At 51.5% G+C, this 13,408-nt stretch carries 11 protein-coding genes; 8 read left to right on the top strand and 3 right to left on the bottom strand.

The window, feature by feature from the left end; translation table 11 throughout:
- The first annotated feature begins 38 nt into the window (after positions 1 to 38).
- The 5 genes from QUF18_RS18160 (at position 39) to QUF18_RS18140 (ending at position 4,648) form a co-directional block, all read left to right on the top strand.
- Positions 39 to 1,811, top strand: coding sequence for a 5'-nucleotidase C-terminal domain-containing protein (locus tag QUF18_RS18160; protein WP_289388694.1), 1,773 nt, complete (start codon positions 39 to 41; stop codon positions 1,809 to 1,811).
- Between the two features lie 67 nt (positions 1,812 to 1,878).
- Positions 1,879 to 2,001 (top strand): hypothetical protein, encoded by a 123-nt coding sequence (locus QUF18_RS18155; protein WP_289388693.1) that lies wholly within the window; start codon positions 1,879 to 1,881, stop codon positions 1,999 to 2,001.
- Between the two features lie 25 nt (positions 2,002 to 2,026).
- Entirely contained in the window at positions 2,027 to 3,058 is a 1,032-nt protein-coding gene (gene hemH, locus QUF18_RS18150; RefSeq protein WP_289388692.1) for a ferrochelatase, read from the top strand.
- Between the two features lie 52 nt (positions 3,059 to 3,110).
- On the top strand, positions 3,111 to 4,193 hold the full coding sequence (locus tag QUF18_RS18145; protein WP_289388691.1) for an SPFH domain-containing protein: 1,083 nt from the start codon (positions 3,111 to 3,113) through the stop codon (positions 4,191 to 4,193).
- Positions 4,193 to 4,648 carry an NfeD family protein gene (locus QUF18_RS18140; RefSeq protein WP_289388690.1) on the top strand — a complete coding sequence of 152 codons (456 nt, stop codon included), beginning with the start codon at positions 4,193 to 4,195 and terminating at the stop codon, positions 4,646 to 4,648. Before QUF18_RS18145 ends, QUF18_RS18140 begins: the two co-directional genes overlap by 1 nt.
- A gap of 255 nt (positions 4,649 to 4,903) precedes the next feature.
- On the opposite strand, the gene QUF18_RS18135 is transcribed toward QUF18_RS18140, so the two are convergent.
- Entirely contained in the window at positions 4,904 to 5,878 is a 975-nt protein-coding gene (locus QUF18_RS18135; protein ID WP_289388689.1) for a KpsF/GutQ family sugar-phosphate isomerase, read from the bottom strand.
- Between the two features lie 349 nt (positions 5,879 to 6,227).
- Between QUF18_RS18135 and QUF18_RS18130 the strand changes: the two genes are divergently transcribed.
- Positions 6,228 to 7,712, top strand: coding sequence for an outer membrane beta-barrel protein (locus tag QUF18_RS18130; protein ID WP_289388688.1), 1,485 nt, complete (start codon positions 6,228 to 6,230; stop codon positions 7,710 to 7,712).
- A 51-nt stretch (positions 7,713 to 7,763) separates the two neighbouring features.
- Here the strand turns inward: QUF18_RS18130 and galU are convergent, their stop codons facing one another.
- Positions 7,764 to 8,657 carry a UTP--glucose-1-phosphate uridylyltransferase GalU gene (galU, locus tag QUF18_RS18125; RefSeq protein ID WP_289388687.1) on the bottom strand — a complete coding sequence of 298 codons (894 nt, stop codon included), beginning with the start codon at positions 8,655 to 8,657 and terminating at the stop codon, positions 7,764 to 7,766.
- A gap of 504 nt (positions 8,658 to 9,161) precedes the next feature.
- Here galU and QUF18_RS18120 point away from each other — a divergent pair.
- On the top strand, positions 9,162 to 10,427 hold the full coding sequence (locus QUF18_RS18120; protein WP_374807216.1) for a lytic murein transglycosylase: 1,266 nt from the start codon (positions 9,162 to 9,164) through the stop codon (positions 10,425 to 10,427).
- 165 nt (positions 10,428 to 10,592) lie between these two features.
- On the top strand, positions 10,593 to 11,843 hold the full coding sequence (locus tag QUF18_RS18115) for an SGNH/GDSL hydrolase family protein (protein WP_289388685.1): 1,251 nt from the start codon (positions 10,593 to 10,595) through the stop codon (positions 11,841 to 11,843).
- Positions 11,844 to 11,909: 66 nt separating this feature from the next.
- Here QUF18_RS18115 and QUF18_RS18110 read toward each other — a convergent pair whose 3' ends face one another.
- A complete protein-coding gene (locus tag QUF18_RS18110; RefSeq protein ID WP_289388684.1) occupies positions 11,910 to 13,379 on the bottom strand; it encodes a glutamate synthase subunit beta in 1,470 nt (489 codons plus the stop codon).
- Positions 13,380 to 13,408 lie beyond the last annotated feature (29 nt).

The raw sequence follows: 13,408 nt of genomic DNA, 5'->3' as shown, positions 1-13,408 counted from the left end.
ATCATGCTATTTTGAATAATCTGTCAGCGGAGAGAACCATGTCCCGACTGTTTAAAATCCTGATCTGCAGTGCAAGCCTTACAGCCCTGTCACTGCCTGCCTATGCTGATTATGCTCTGACCATCCTCCACACCAATGATACGCATTCCCGTATTGAGGAGGTCAACAAATATGATGCAACCTGCTCAGCCAAGGAAAGTGCTGAGCAACAATGTTTCGGCGGTATGGCACGGCTGAAGGCGGCCATTGATGCAGAGCGCGCCAAGACAGACAATGTGCTGGTTCTGGATGCCGGTGATCAGTTTCAGGGTTCGCTGTTTTTCACCACCTATAAGGGCGTGGATAATGCCGAGTTCATGAATGCCATCGGCTATGATGCCATGGCACTCGGTAATCATGAATTTGACCTTGGCCAAGACGGGCTGGCACCTTTCTTAAATGCAATCCGGCTACCGGTTCTCTCAGCCAATATTGAAAGTGCTGACACCTCCCCCATTCACGGCAAGTTCGCACCTTATCTTGTTAAAACTGTTGGCGGTGAAAAGATCGGCATTATCGGCCTGACCACACCGGATACGGTAGCGATTGCGCGGCCTGGTAAAGACCTGCGCTTTCTCGATGCTAAAGAAACACTGCAGCGCCTGATCCCCGAGCTGAAACAACAGGGCGTTACCAAGATCATCGCTCTCACCCATCTGGGTTATGATGAAGATCAAAAACTGGCGGCAGAATTGGATGATCTGGACGCCATTGTCGGCGGACACAGCCACACACTGCTCGGTGACAATGCGCGCGCTTCCGGCCCCTATCCTACTCTGGTTAAAAATCCGTCAGGCAAAATGGTGCCGGTGGTAACCGCTTCTGCCTATACGCAATATCTGGGTAAGCTGGTGCTGGATTTTGATGATGCCGGCAATCTCAAATCCGCCTCTGGCGCCCCTATCCGGCTGGATGCCTCCATTAAACCGGATGAACAACTGGCAAAGCGTATAGCAGAAATGGCCAAGCCGATTGAAGCGCTGAAAACCCGCCGCGTTGCCGAGGCAACCAAGCTGATCGACGGTTCTGCCGTTAGCTGTCGTACACAGCAATGCCCGATGGGCGATCTGGTGACCAGTGCCATGCTTGATCGTGTCCGCGATCAGGGGATTACAGCAGCACTCATTAACGGCGGCGCTTTACGCGCTTCCATTAAAGCAGGTGAAGTCACGATGGGCGATGTGCTGGTCGTACTGCCATTCCAGAATACGGTTGCAACCTTCCAGATCAAAGGCAGCGACTTACGTGCGGCGCTGGAAAACGGCGTCAGCCAGATCGAAAAAGGAGCAGGCCGCTATCCGCAGGTCGCGGGCATCAGGTTCACAATGGATATTGCCAAACCTGCCGGACAACGTATCGGCACAGTCGAAATGCAAGACACAAATAAAAACTGGCAACCACTGGATGATAATAAGCTCTATGGCATTGCTGCAACGGACTATCTGCGCACTGGCGGCGATGGCTATACGATGATCGCTGAGAAAGCTGAGAAGGCCTATGATTATGGACCGTCTCTGGATCAGGTCACGGCTGAATATTTGCAGACACACTCGCCCTATTCCGGCGACACCCAGCAAGCGGCAAAAGCACCTGAGCCAGCTACGCCACAAGCCTATACAATCCAAAAAGGTGATAGCTATTGGACTATCGCCGAAGCTCTTTATGGCAATGGGATGAAATGGAAAGAGCTGTTTCAGCAGAACCGGCATTATAAGCCTCGCCATCTGCCGGTTGGTGCAAGTTTGAAAACCGGTGCTCCTGCTTCACCTTGACAATTATAGTTTGAGTTCTGCCCTCATATTATAGTTATATTCTGGCTATGCTGGCCAGAATACTGTTATGATAGGTAAAATTTATTCGGCAGCTTTTGTTGATCCGGAATTTTGCCAGTCTCGGCCACTCTCGGCCAGCCTCTGGCCAAGTCTGGCACCGGCACAACAGGAAGTTGCCTCATCAGGATAGAGACAAAACCATGCATGATGATGTGATGAGCCAATCGACATTCGCCCAGCCGGTACAAGCAAAACCTGTGCTTGAAAAAACAGGGGTTATGCTGATTAATCTGGGCACACCTGATGGCACTGACCGCACATCTATGCGCCGCTATTTGCGTGAATTTCTGATGGATTCCCGCGTGATCGAATGGCCGAAAGCATTGTGGTATCCAATCCTGTTCGGGATCGTACTCAATACACGTCCTAAAAAATCCGGCGCACTCTACGATCGCATCTGGAACCGTGAGCGCGATGAATCACCTTTGCGTACCTATACGCGCTCACAGAGCGACCAGCTCGGCGCCCGCCTGTCCGATCTCGGCAATGTCGTGGTTGATTGGGCCATGCGCTATGGCCAGCCTTCCATTGAAGATGTGCTGACCCGCCTGCGCGAACAGGGTTGCACCCGTATTGTCGCCTTCCCGCTCTATCCGCAATATTCTTCTTCAACCACCGGCAGCGTAATTGAGAAACTCAATGATGCGCTGAACAAGCTCCGTTTCATGCCAGCAGTACGCACTGTGCCATCCTATCAGCATGAGCCGGTCTATATTGATGCGCTGGCACGCTCAATTGAAGAACACATCGCCAAACTTGATTTCGAGCCGCAGGTGGTGGTTGCCTCTTATCACGGTATCCCGCAGAGCTATGCACGCCGCGGCGATCCTTATCCGCAGCAGTGTCTTGAAACTACCCGCCTGCTACGCGCGCGCCTCGGCTGGGATGAGAACACACTCATCAGCACCTTCCAGTCGCGTTTCGGCCCTGAGGAATGGCTCCAGCCTTATACGGATAAAACCATCGAAGACATGCCGAAAAACGGCATTAAATCTGTGGCCGTGTTCAATCCGGGCTTTGTCTCCGACTGTCTTGAAACCGTGGATGAAATCGGCAATGAAGCCGCCGAAGCTTTCCATGAAAATGGCGGTGAAAATTTCAGCCATATTCCGTGCCTCAATGATACCGACCTTGGCATGCGCGTGATTGAAGATCTCGTGCGCCGTGAATTGCAAGGCTGGGTCTAAGACATTTAGAATAACACCATTATATTTTCCGGCCGATTAAAAAGGAACCAGAATGGAATTCGGAGCAAATCTTGCCCTGCTGATTTTAGCCGCAGTGGTTATTTTTACACTGTATGCCGGTATTAAAATTGTACCTCAGGGCTCCAATTTTACCGTTGAGCGTTTTGGCCGTTATACCCGCACTTTGTCGCCGGGTCTGAACATGATCGTCCCTTTTTTTGATCGCGTCGGCGCACGCCTCAATATGATGGAACAGGTGCTTGATGTTCCGACACAAGAAGTGATTACCCGCGATAACGCCACCACATCGGTGGATGCGGTGGCGTTCTTTCAGGTATTGAATGCAGCACAGGCTGCCTATCAGGTCTCCGACCTGCAATATGCAATCCTCAACCTGACCATGACCAATATCCGTACCGTTATGGGCTCGATGGATCTGGACGAACTGCTCTCAAACCGCGACACGATCAATGATCGCCTGTTGCGTGTGCTGGATCAGGCTGCGCATCCGTGGGGTATCAAAATCACCCGCGTTGAAATCAAAGACATCAACCCGCCGAAAGATCTGATCGATTCTATGGCGCGCCAGATGAAAGCCGAACGCGATAAACGTGCGCAGGTTCTGGAAGCAGAAGGTGACCGTAACGCGCAAATTCTGCGTGCCGAAGGTCTGAAACAGTCGCAAATTCTTGAAGCGGAAGGTAAGCGTGAGGCCGCCTACCGTGAAGCGGAAGCCCGTGAGCGTTTGGCTGAGGCGGAGGCCAAAGCGACAACTATGGTGTCTGAAGCGATTGCGCAGGGTGACGTGCAGGCGCTGAACTATTTTATTGCACAAAAATATACGACCGCACTCTCTGAAATGGCATCTGCCAAAAATCATAAGATCATTATGATGCCGCTTGAAGCCACCTCACTGATCGGCTCGCTGGGCGGCATCGGCGCGATTGCCAAAGAGGTTTTCGGTAATTCCGGTGCAGGCGACGAGCAAAATTCACCATCCGCGACACCGCGCAAAGCACCGGCCAAAGCGGCTCCTGCCCGTAATGATGGTACAACACGCAGCGGTTCTGCCGATTACGTCTCGGTTCCGAACCATATTATCGGCAATCGCGTACCGCCGACAGGGTCACGCTAATGCCGGATATGCTCGCAGCATTGGGTATCTGGAACTGGGTCGTTCTCGGGCTGGTTCTGTTGTTTCTGGAACTGGTGACACCGGGTGTCTTCCTGATCTGGATCGGCTTTGCTGCTCTGGTAACCAGCCTGTTTGCATTTACCGGCCTCAGCTTCATGGCAAGCTGGCAAATGCAATTGCTGCTTTTCATGATCTTGTCAGTGATTTTTGTGCTGATCGGACGCCGCTATTTCAATCCGCGGGAACAGAATAGTGACGAGCCTTTGCTCAACCGCAGAGCCGATCAGCTGATCGGCATGCGGACGACGCTGGAGGAACCGATTGTCAACGGTCACGGACGCGCTCGTTTTGATGATACGCTGTGGCGGGTTACCGGTGCAGATTTGCCAGCAGGAACAGTTATCATTGTGCGGGAATATCTCGACGGTCTATTACAGGTTGAAGAAGTGAAATAAAAAAAGCGGCTGAAAAGCCGCTTTTTCTTTGCATATTTTAGAGCAGTTTCAGTTAGAGCATAATTCCTTAAACTTGGATCAGTTTAAGGAGAAATTATGCTCTAATTTTAAAGTGTTAGAGCGACCTTTGTGCGCCAAAGAGGGCGCACGGCGCTCTAATATTGAACCGTTGAAACCGCTCTATCTTTTTGTTTTTACGCGCATTTGAATCCGAAAACCGCTTCACACTTTTCGGAATGCGCTTTAAAGACAGTTTTATGCAACGCCAGCGCGCAGCAGATCATGGAAATGCACCAGTCCGACAGGACGGTTCTCTTCCACTACAATCACCGCGCCAATCCGCGCTTCATTCAGCAAAGCCAGAGTTGCACCAAGCAACTGGTTCGGGCTGACAGTCTTCGGGCTGCGAGTCATGATATCATCGACTTTCAGCGTCGCCATCGGACGATCGACATTGCGTGTCAGATCACCATCGGTAATGATACCGGCCAATGTGCCGTCTTCATTTTCAACGATCACACAGCCAAAATGCTTATGGGAATGAATACGCATGGCTTCCGGCATCGGTGTGCCGATTTTGACCAATGGCAGTTCCTCGCCACGATGCATCACATCTTTTACATGCGACAGGCTGGCACCCAGCGAACCACCCGGATGGAAAACGCGGAAATCCGTCGCTGTAAAGCCGCGCTTTTCCAGTAGCGCCAATGCCAGAGCATCACCAACAGCCAGTTGCATTAGCGTGGATGTGGTTGGAGCCACACCATGCGGACAGGCTTCCGCCACTTTCGGCAACAGCAACAGCACATCGGATTCGCGGCCAAGCGTAGACTCTTTACCCGAAGTCAGTGCAATCAACGGCACTTTGAAGCGGCGGGAATAGCTGACAATGCCTTTCAGCTCGGCGGTTTCACCCGACCATGACAGCGCCAGAATAACATCATTGCTGTTAATCATGCCGAGATCGCCATGATTGGCTTCTGCCGCATGCACGAAAAATGCTGGCGTACCGGTTGAGGCAAAAGTTGCTGCCAGTTTGGAGCCAATATGCCCGCTTTTGCCGATGCCGGTGACAATCACACGTCCCTTCATCGCGGCAATCGTCTCAACAGCACGATCAAACGGCTCAGCAAGTCCGTTTTGCAGCGCCCCTTCAAGCGCGCTCATGCCAGCTTTTTCAACGGCGATTGTATTCAGGGCGGAGCGGATAGCTGGGCTGTGACTGCTCAATGGACTTCTCTCACTTCATTCATCCGGCTAATATTACTCTTCTATATAGAAGCCGGAACTGCATTCTGCAAAACCAAATATGAGGTAAAACTTTACGCCTTACCTGTCCAGCCTGTCCTTACACCGAAACCCGGCACATTCATACTCAAGCAAAAGCGCACTCCGAAGAGTGTGAAGCCACACTGGGGATAAAATGCGCGTAAAATAAAAAAGCACAAGCTAAAAAGCGTAGTAATGCCAACCCATTACACTAAAAGAAACCTTGTATTAACCATAACCATTTACCTTCAGACATGAAGCCTGTTCTGTGCAGGCATTTTGCGATTCCGATTCATTTTCTGGCAGGGCAATGAAAAAAACAGTTAACACGGGTCATTTCCCCCCGATCCAACACTGCGGCCTGCATAAAGCAGCGCTGCTGGCGGGTGTTGTGCTGTTTGCAATTACCACGGGATCACAGGCGCAGACAGTAACTGCTGAACCTCTGCCGGATGTTACCAATATTACTTATGACGCCAATGGCCGAATTATTGAACAGCCAGCTGCAACAGCAACCGCCCCTGCCCTCAACACTGCAACCATTCCCTTGTCCGATGACATTGGTGGTCTGCGCACCGGCCCTGCTGACAGCGGCAGAGTGGCCCGTGAAGGCCGTGAGAATTTACCGGAAGGTTCAGTTGATGGCCGCCCGCGTGCGCCGTATGAAGCCGATCCGTTTGAGCCACAGGGCATTCGCGCCGGTAGTTTCATTTTACGCCCATCGCTGGATCAGGGTATCCGCGCCACCAGCAATGCTGACAACAGCGCCTCAGGAAGCAGCGGTGTCTTGTCTGAAACCGCATTGCGGCTGAATGCGCGTTCCGACTGGGCAAGCCATTTAGCAACATTGGATGCAACAGGCATTTTCGAGAAAAACCTGTCCGGTCAATATGTTTCCAATCCACGCGGGCAGATTGATGCCGCATTGCGACTGGACATGAGCGATGACACACGTCTGAACTTCGGCCTTGGTTATTCGATCAATCGTGAAGATGCATCTGATCCGAACGGCATCAGCGCAGCCCGTAGTCGCCCGTTAGTGCATAATCTTTCCGCACAAGCCGGTGTCGAGCGCGATATAGGCAAGATTTTTGCCCGTGCCGTCGCACGCGTCAATAATACCCGCTATGGCAATGCCAAATTGTTTAACGGCGATCAGCTGGATCAGAGCGACCGTAACAATACCTATGTCAGCATGACCCTGCGCGGTGGTTTTGAAGTCAGCGCCATTATCCGCCCGTTTGCGGAAGTGGAAGTTGGTCGCCGCATTTATCAAAACGATAATGGTCTGGATCGCAATGCCACGCAACTTGGACTGCGCACCGGCTTGCAAATCAATAGCGGCGAAAAACTGAACGGTGAATTTTCTATCGGCTATCTCACTGCCCGCAGTGAAGACGATCGCCTGCGTAATACCGGCGGCTTGTCGCTGGATGCCGCAATGAACTGGTCGCCGCAACGCGGCACTGATGTCCAGTTTGGCTTGCGCACTTATCTCGATAGCAGCCCTGATATTGGCGGTAATTCGTCACTTCTCTATCTGGCCAATATCAATGTCACCCGCATGATCCGTTCAGACCTTAGTCTCAATGCACGTATTGATGCTTCCGTGCGTGATAATCGCGACGTCAGCGGCACCGATTACGGCATGGGGGCTGAAGCCGGTGCAACTTACTGGTTCAACCGTTTCTTCGGTGTGGACGGCAAACTGCGTCATGAATTTATCAAGAGCGATGTGGCGAGCCGTGATTATCAAAGCAACAGTGTTTATCTCGGCGTAAAACTGCGTCGCTAAACAAATCAATACAAACAAAAAAGCCGGTCAAGGACCGGCTTTTTTGTTGAATCAAGACAATTTAATTGTCTTAAGCAATTCGTCAATGCTGACTTCAACCAGCGGGCGGATATCATGGCGCCAGAGGGCAAAAGCCACATTGGCCTGAATGAAGCCTTCCTTGGAACCGCAGTCGAATGTACGACCCTGATAATTGAATCCGTAGAAATCCTGCTCTTTAGCCAGTTTCAACATAGCATCTGTCAGCTGAATTTCATTCCCGGCACCTTTTTCTTGTTTGCTCAACAGGTCAAAGATTTCAGGCTGCAAAATATAGCGGCCGTTAATATAGAGATTTGACGGTGCGGTGCCTTTAGCAGGCTTTTCAACCATCTGATTGATTTCAAAGCCATTGCCGATTGCATTGCCTTTACCGACAATACCGTATTTGTGGGCTTCTTCGGGATCGCATTCCTGCACAGCAATCACATTGCCGCCGGTCTGCTCATAAAGCTCAACCATTTCTTTGAGGCAGCCTTTTTTCGACTGCATCACCATATCCGGCAGCAGCAGCGCAAATGGCTCATTACCAACCATCTCGCGCGCACACCATACGGCATGGCCAAGACCAAGCGGCACCTGCTGACGGGTAAAGCTGGTTGTGCCAGGCTGCGGCTGCAAGGTCTGCATATGGTTCAGCTCATTGAGCTTACCGCGTTCCTGCAATGTTGTATAAAGTTCAACCTGAGCATCAAAATAATCTTCGATAACTGCCTTATTACGGCCGGTCACAAAAATCAGATGCTCAATACCCGCTTCGCGAGCCTCGTCAACCACATATTGAATGACCGGCTTGTCAACGACAGTCAGCATTTCTTTTGGCACCGATTTGGTGGCTGGTAAGAAACGTGTCCCCAGTCCGGCGACAGGAAAAACTGCTTTGCGGATTTTTTTAACTGAACTCATGTCACTTCCCGTTTTATCCGAGCTCAACTGATTATCAATCAGAGACGCCGGTCGTATTTTTAAGATGGCGAACCTGTAGGATGGCCGCCGCTCAAACCCGATTTATAAAAGCCATTACAGCCAAACTATGAAAAAAGCCTGTATTATCTAAAGTTTACGGTCACATTTCATGTACTTGTATTAATAGATTTGACCGCAGTAATAGTTACCCGATTGTCTTCATGTCCGGTTCATGAGGAATGCAGTATTTCGAATAAGCAGGTATTACAGAGATATAGGTAATGCCCGTCTGATTGTCCTTCGCACAATCCGGACAGGATTTTTACCCGTTCTTAATTCTGAAATCGCATGGTAAACTAAATGCTAACTTCCGTGTGGCATAAAGAATGAACTTAGAGCGTATCCGGAAGAAATGTGAAGCGTTTTTTATTTCCGGTGTTCAGTTCACTATTGGTCGCATTCTCGTGCCCCCGACATATTTGAAGAATATTGTTTGTTTACGAAATGCCAAGGTTTTTATTCAGGGAGAAAAGCATGCTTCGAACCCATATTTTCAGTCGCCGCCTGTGGAAGACAGCTGCAACAACCGCCTCCGCTGTTGCGCTGTCATTGATGCTTTCAACAGGATATGCTTCTGCCGACGCAAAATTCCGTCAATGGGTTTCCGGTTTCCGCCCCGTCGCACTGCAGAATGGTATTGCTCCGGCTACTTTTGACCGCGCTTTTGCCGGCGTGAATGAAATTGATCCGGAAGTACTGCAAAAAGCCCGTTATCAGCCTGAATTCACCTCACCTGTCTGGGACTATATTGACAACCGCGTCAATGAACATTCCATCGGCACCGGTCAGGCTATGGCGCGCAAATGGGGCAAAGCGCTCAACGCCATTGAAAAGCAATATGGCGTCGACAAAAATGTGCTGCTGGCGATCTGGTCGATGGAAACCGGTTATGGCGAAATGATGCAGCGCCCCGATGTGATGCGCGATGCAATCCGCTCGCTGGCAACACTGGCTTATGCTGACCAGCGCCGTGCAAAATACGCCCGCAGCCAGCTGATTGCTGCGATGAAAATCCTTCAAACCGGCGATATTGACCGCAGCCATCTCAGCGGCTCATGGGCTGGCGCGATGGGACATACACAGTTTATCCCGACCAGCTATCAGGCCTATGCGGTTGATTTTGATGGCAACGGCAAACGCGACATCTGGAATTCCGTTCCTGATGCGCTGGCAACTGCCGCCAATCTCCTGCGTAAGAACGGCTGGGAGCCTGGCCGCACATGGGGCTATGAAGTGGTTCTGCCCGCTTCCGGAAAATTCCCTTCGGGCAGTCTGAGCATTGCCGACTGGCGTCGTCTGGGCATTGTACGTGCCAATGGCCGCCCTTTCCCGAGCGATGCGGAAAAAGCCACGCTCAAAGTTATGGATGGTCGCAGCGGCCCAGCCTTCCTGATGACCAAGAACTTCTTCGTTATCAAGCGTTATAACAATGCCGATAAATACGCCCTCGGTGTTGGTCTGCTGGCAGACCGCGTTGCCGGGTATCAGGGGCTGGTACAGGATTGGAATCGTCCTTTCACACCAATCAGCATGAAAGAACGTGAGGAACTGCAAGGCCACCTACGTGCGCTCGGTTATTACGACGGTAATATTGACGGTAAAATCGGCTCCAGCTCACGCAAAGCGATTGAGGCTTTCCAGCAGCGCAACGGCCTTCAGACAGACGGTCACCCGAGCAAAGAAGTGCTCAGCGTCTTACGCCGTCGTTAAACAGATTTCAGTTTTCAGGCCGGTTCATCCGGCCTGATTTTTTTACTGTACAGCGATGTAGAATGAAGACCCGATATGCGCCACCACAGCATGTCTTTACCCCAAAAGCGGGTGCCGGTTTTGGGGTAAAGACATGCGTGAAAACAAAGAGATAGAGCATTTCGAATGATTCAACTTAGATGCGAAATGCTCCAGACAATTTTACCCAGAGCTTTATCAGGTAAAACCAGCCGGATCGTTTTGGCTGTTCTATGCGCCCTGTCCGTCTTCCTTAGCATACCTGCAACAGTACAGGCACAAGAGCCTGTCATTCAGCTTGCACAGCAACAGCCTCCACAACAAAAACGGCGCACATTATTTGACATGCTGTTTGGCAATTCCCGCGAGCAGCAACCTCAGCAAAATACTGTTCGTCCGCCTGTGCAGCAACAACAACCGCGACGTACCACAGCTCCAGTTAAGAAAAAACCGGTCATCGCTAAACCAAAACCGGCCATTGTTGCACCTCCGCCGGCACCCGTTATCGCTAAGAACCCTGATGCAGCCAAAATTCTGGTCATCGGGGACTTTATTGCAGGCGGTCTAGCCGAAGGTCTGACAGAAACTTTTGCCGATGCCGCTGACTTACAGGTCATCAATCGCAGCAATGGGTCATCCGGTTTTGTCCGTCAGGATTATTATAACTGGAGTAAAGAACTGCCTGCCATTCTGGCCGAGCAGAAACCCGCTGTCATCGTCATGATGATCGGGGCAAATGATCGCCAGACCATAACGCAAAAAAGCATCAGCCTTGTTCCCGATTCAGATGAATGGAAAAAGCTCTACCAAGACCGTGTGGAAGCGTTTTTACAGGTAACAACCAAGTCCGGCGTTCCGGTGATCTGGGTCGGGCAATTGTCTTACCAATCTGCGGCACTTTCACAAACCATGCTGTCTTTGAACACAAGCTACAAGCAGGCCGTGGAACAGACCCCGACCACTGAGGGTGCGGCAAAAGCCGTTTTTGTCGATGTATGGGATGGATTTGTTGACGATAAAGGCGGCTTCACCCAGACCGGCGTGGATGTCAGTGGCCAGACTGTGCGTCTGCGCGGCAATGATGGCATTACCCTGACGGCAGCAGGTAAACTCAAACTCGCTTTTTATGCCGAGAAGCCATTGAGGCAATTGCTGAAACCATCACCAGCAGCAACACCTGCCAACGACCTCAAAAGCAATGAACCAATGGCCACACCTGTTCATAAAGAAATGACGCGTATCGGACCGATGAAACTTCGTGATCTCGACCAGGCAGGTGAGGACACATTGCTGGGGGATACAAGCACAGCTGCAAAAACATCCGCGCGACCTGGCGCTGCAGAAACTAAAGCTGCACCGCTCGGTCGAGCGGATAATTTCCAGTGGCCACGGCCTTAACTGTTTAGAGCGCTGTGCGTCCTCTTGGGCGCACAGCGCTCTAACACTTTTGCTGGAGCCAATCCTTTATGATGGGAGCAAGCTGGCGCCCATCAAACGCAGATCAATCGCTCTTGCAGCCTGTCTGCCTTCACGAATTGCCCAGACCACCAGCGACTGACCACGGCGCACATCACCCGCAGCATAGAGCTTCGGCACCGATGTGTGATAATCCATCTCATTAGCCATTACACTCTCTCCGCCACGCGCATCTTTTTTCAGTTTCAATCTGTCGCCTAATTCCGGCAGAATACCTTGCTTGGCAGGGCCACTGAAACCAAGGGCGATAAAAGCGAGGTCGGCCTGCAAAATGAACTCAGAACCGGAAATCGGTTTGCGGCGCTCATCCACTGCACTGCAAAGTACATGGGTGAGCTTGCCTTCCTCACCACCAAAACCGAGCGTTGCCACCTGAAATTCACGCACGGCGCCTTCTGCCTGTGAGGACGAAATGCGGATTTTTGTCGCCCAATAAGGCCAGATGCCAAGCTTATCTTCACGCAACGGTGGTTCAGGGCGAATATCCAACTGTGTTACCTGCACTGCGCCCTGCCGAAACGCCGTGCCCACGCAGTCGGAAGCCGTATCACCACCGCCGACAACCACAACGCGCTTGCCTGCTGCCGAGATACTATCTTCCAAAGCCCATGCGCGCGATTGTTCATCTTCGCCAGCAACACGACGATTTTGCTGCACCAGATAAGGCATGGCATCATAAACACCATGTAGCTCAGAGCCCGGCAAAGCCGGATCACGCGGCGTCTCCGCGCCCCCGCAATAGAGCACAGCATCATATTGTTTGAGCAGCTCTTTAACCGCAATATCCTTGCCGATTTCCACACCGCAATGGAAAGTGACGCCCTCGCCCTGCATTTGCGCAAGACGACGATCAATCAGTTTCTTTTCCATTTTAAAATCAGGAATACCATAGCGCAGCAAACCACCAGCGCGGCTTTCACGCTCATAGACATCCACACCGTGACCAGCCCGCGCCAGTTGTTGCGCCGCCGCCAATCCCGCAGGGCCCGAGCCGATAATCGCCACACGCTTGCCGGTCTTAACAGAGGCGATTTGCGGTTGCATCAAACCCATTTCAAACGCTTTATCGGCCAATGCCTGCTCAACAGTCTTGATCGCCACCGGCGCATCTTCCAGATTGAGCGTGCAGGATTCCTCGCAAGGTGCTGGACAAACCCGTCCGGTAAACTCCGGAAAATTATTAGTGGCATGCAGATTGGCAATCGCCTCTTCCCATACCCCCGCATAAACCAGATCATTCCAATCCGGAATCTGGTTATTCACCGGACAACCACTGTCACCGCTTTTATCACCATGGCAGAATGGCACCCCGCAATCCATGCAACGTGCAGCCTGTTTCTGTACTTCCCAGTCGCTCATCGGCAGCGTGAATTCACGAAAATGCCTGATGCGATCCGATGCCGGCTGATATTGCGCAACCTGCCGGTCGATCTCCAGAAAACCTGTAACTTTACCCATTTTAAAAACCTATATTTTCAGGAGACGCG

The organism is Pseudochrobactrum kiredjianiae, assembly GCF_030362795.1.
Lineage (GTDB): Bacteria > Pseudomonadota > Alphaproteobacteria > Rhizobiales > Rhizobiaceae > Pseudochrobactrum > Pseudochrobactrum kiredjianiae.
Note: the sequence above shows the minus strand (reverse complement) of the source record. Positions and strands in the feature narration are given on the sequence as shown.

What these genes read in the sequence shown, in the direction of transcription:
- QUF18_RS18160 (WP_289388694.1), top strand. Translation starts at nt 39, where the DNA reads ATGTCCCGACTGTTTAAAATCCTGATCTGCAGTGCAAGCCTTACAGCC.
- QUF18_RS18155 (WP_289388693.1), top strand. Translation starts at nt 1,879, where the DNA reads ATGATAGGTAAAATTTATTCGGCAGCTTTTGTTGATCCGGAATTTTGC.
- hemH (WP_289388692.1), top strand. Translation starts at nt 2,027, where the DNA reads ATGAGCCAATCGACATTCGCCCAGCCGGTACAAGCAAAACCTGTGCTT.
- QUF18_RS18145 (WP_289388691.1), top strand. Translation starts at nt 3,111, where the DNA reads ATGGAATTCGGAGCAAATCTTGCCCTGCTGATTTTAGCCGCAGTGGTT.
- QUF18_RS18140 (WP_289388690.1), top strand. Translation starts at nt 4,193, where the DNA reads ATGCCGGATATGCTCGCAGCATTGGGTATCTGGAACTGGGTCGTTCTC.
- QUF18_RS18130 (WP_289388688.1), top strand. Translation starts at nt 6,228, where the DNA reads ATGAAAAAAACAGTTAACACGGGTCATTTCCCCCCGATCCAACACTGC.
- galU (WP_289388687.1), bottom strand. Translation starts at nt 8,657, where the DNA reads ATGAGTTCAGTTAAAAAAATCCGCAAAGCAGTTTTTCCTGTCGCCGGA.
- QUF18_RS18120 (WP_374807216.1), top strand. Translation starts at nt 9,162, where the DNA reads ATGCCAAGGTTTTTATTCAGGGAGAAAAGCATGCTTCGAACCCATATT.
- QUF18_RS18115 (WP_289388685.1), top strand. Translation starts at nt 10,593, where the DNA reads ATGATTCAACTTAGATGCGAAATGCTCCAGACAATTTTACCCAGAGCT.
- QUF18_RS18110 (WP_289388684.1), bottom strand. Translation starts at nt 13,379, where the DNA reads ATGGGTAAAGTTACAGGTTTTCTGGAGATCGACCGGCAGGTTGCGCAA.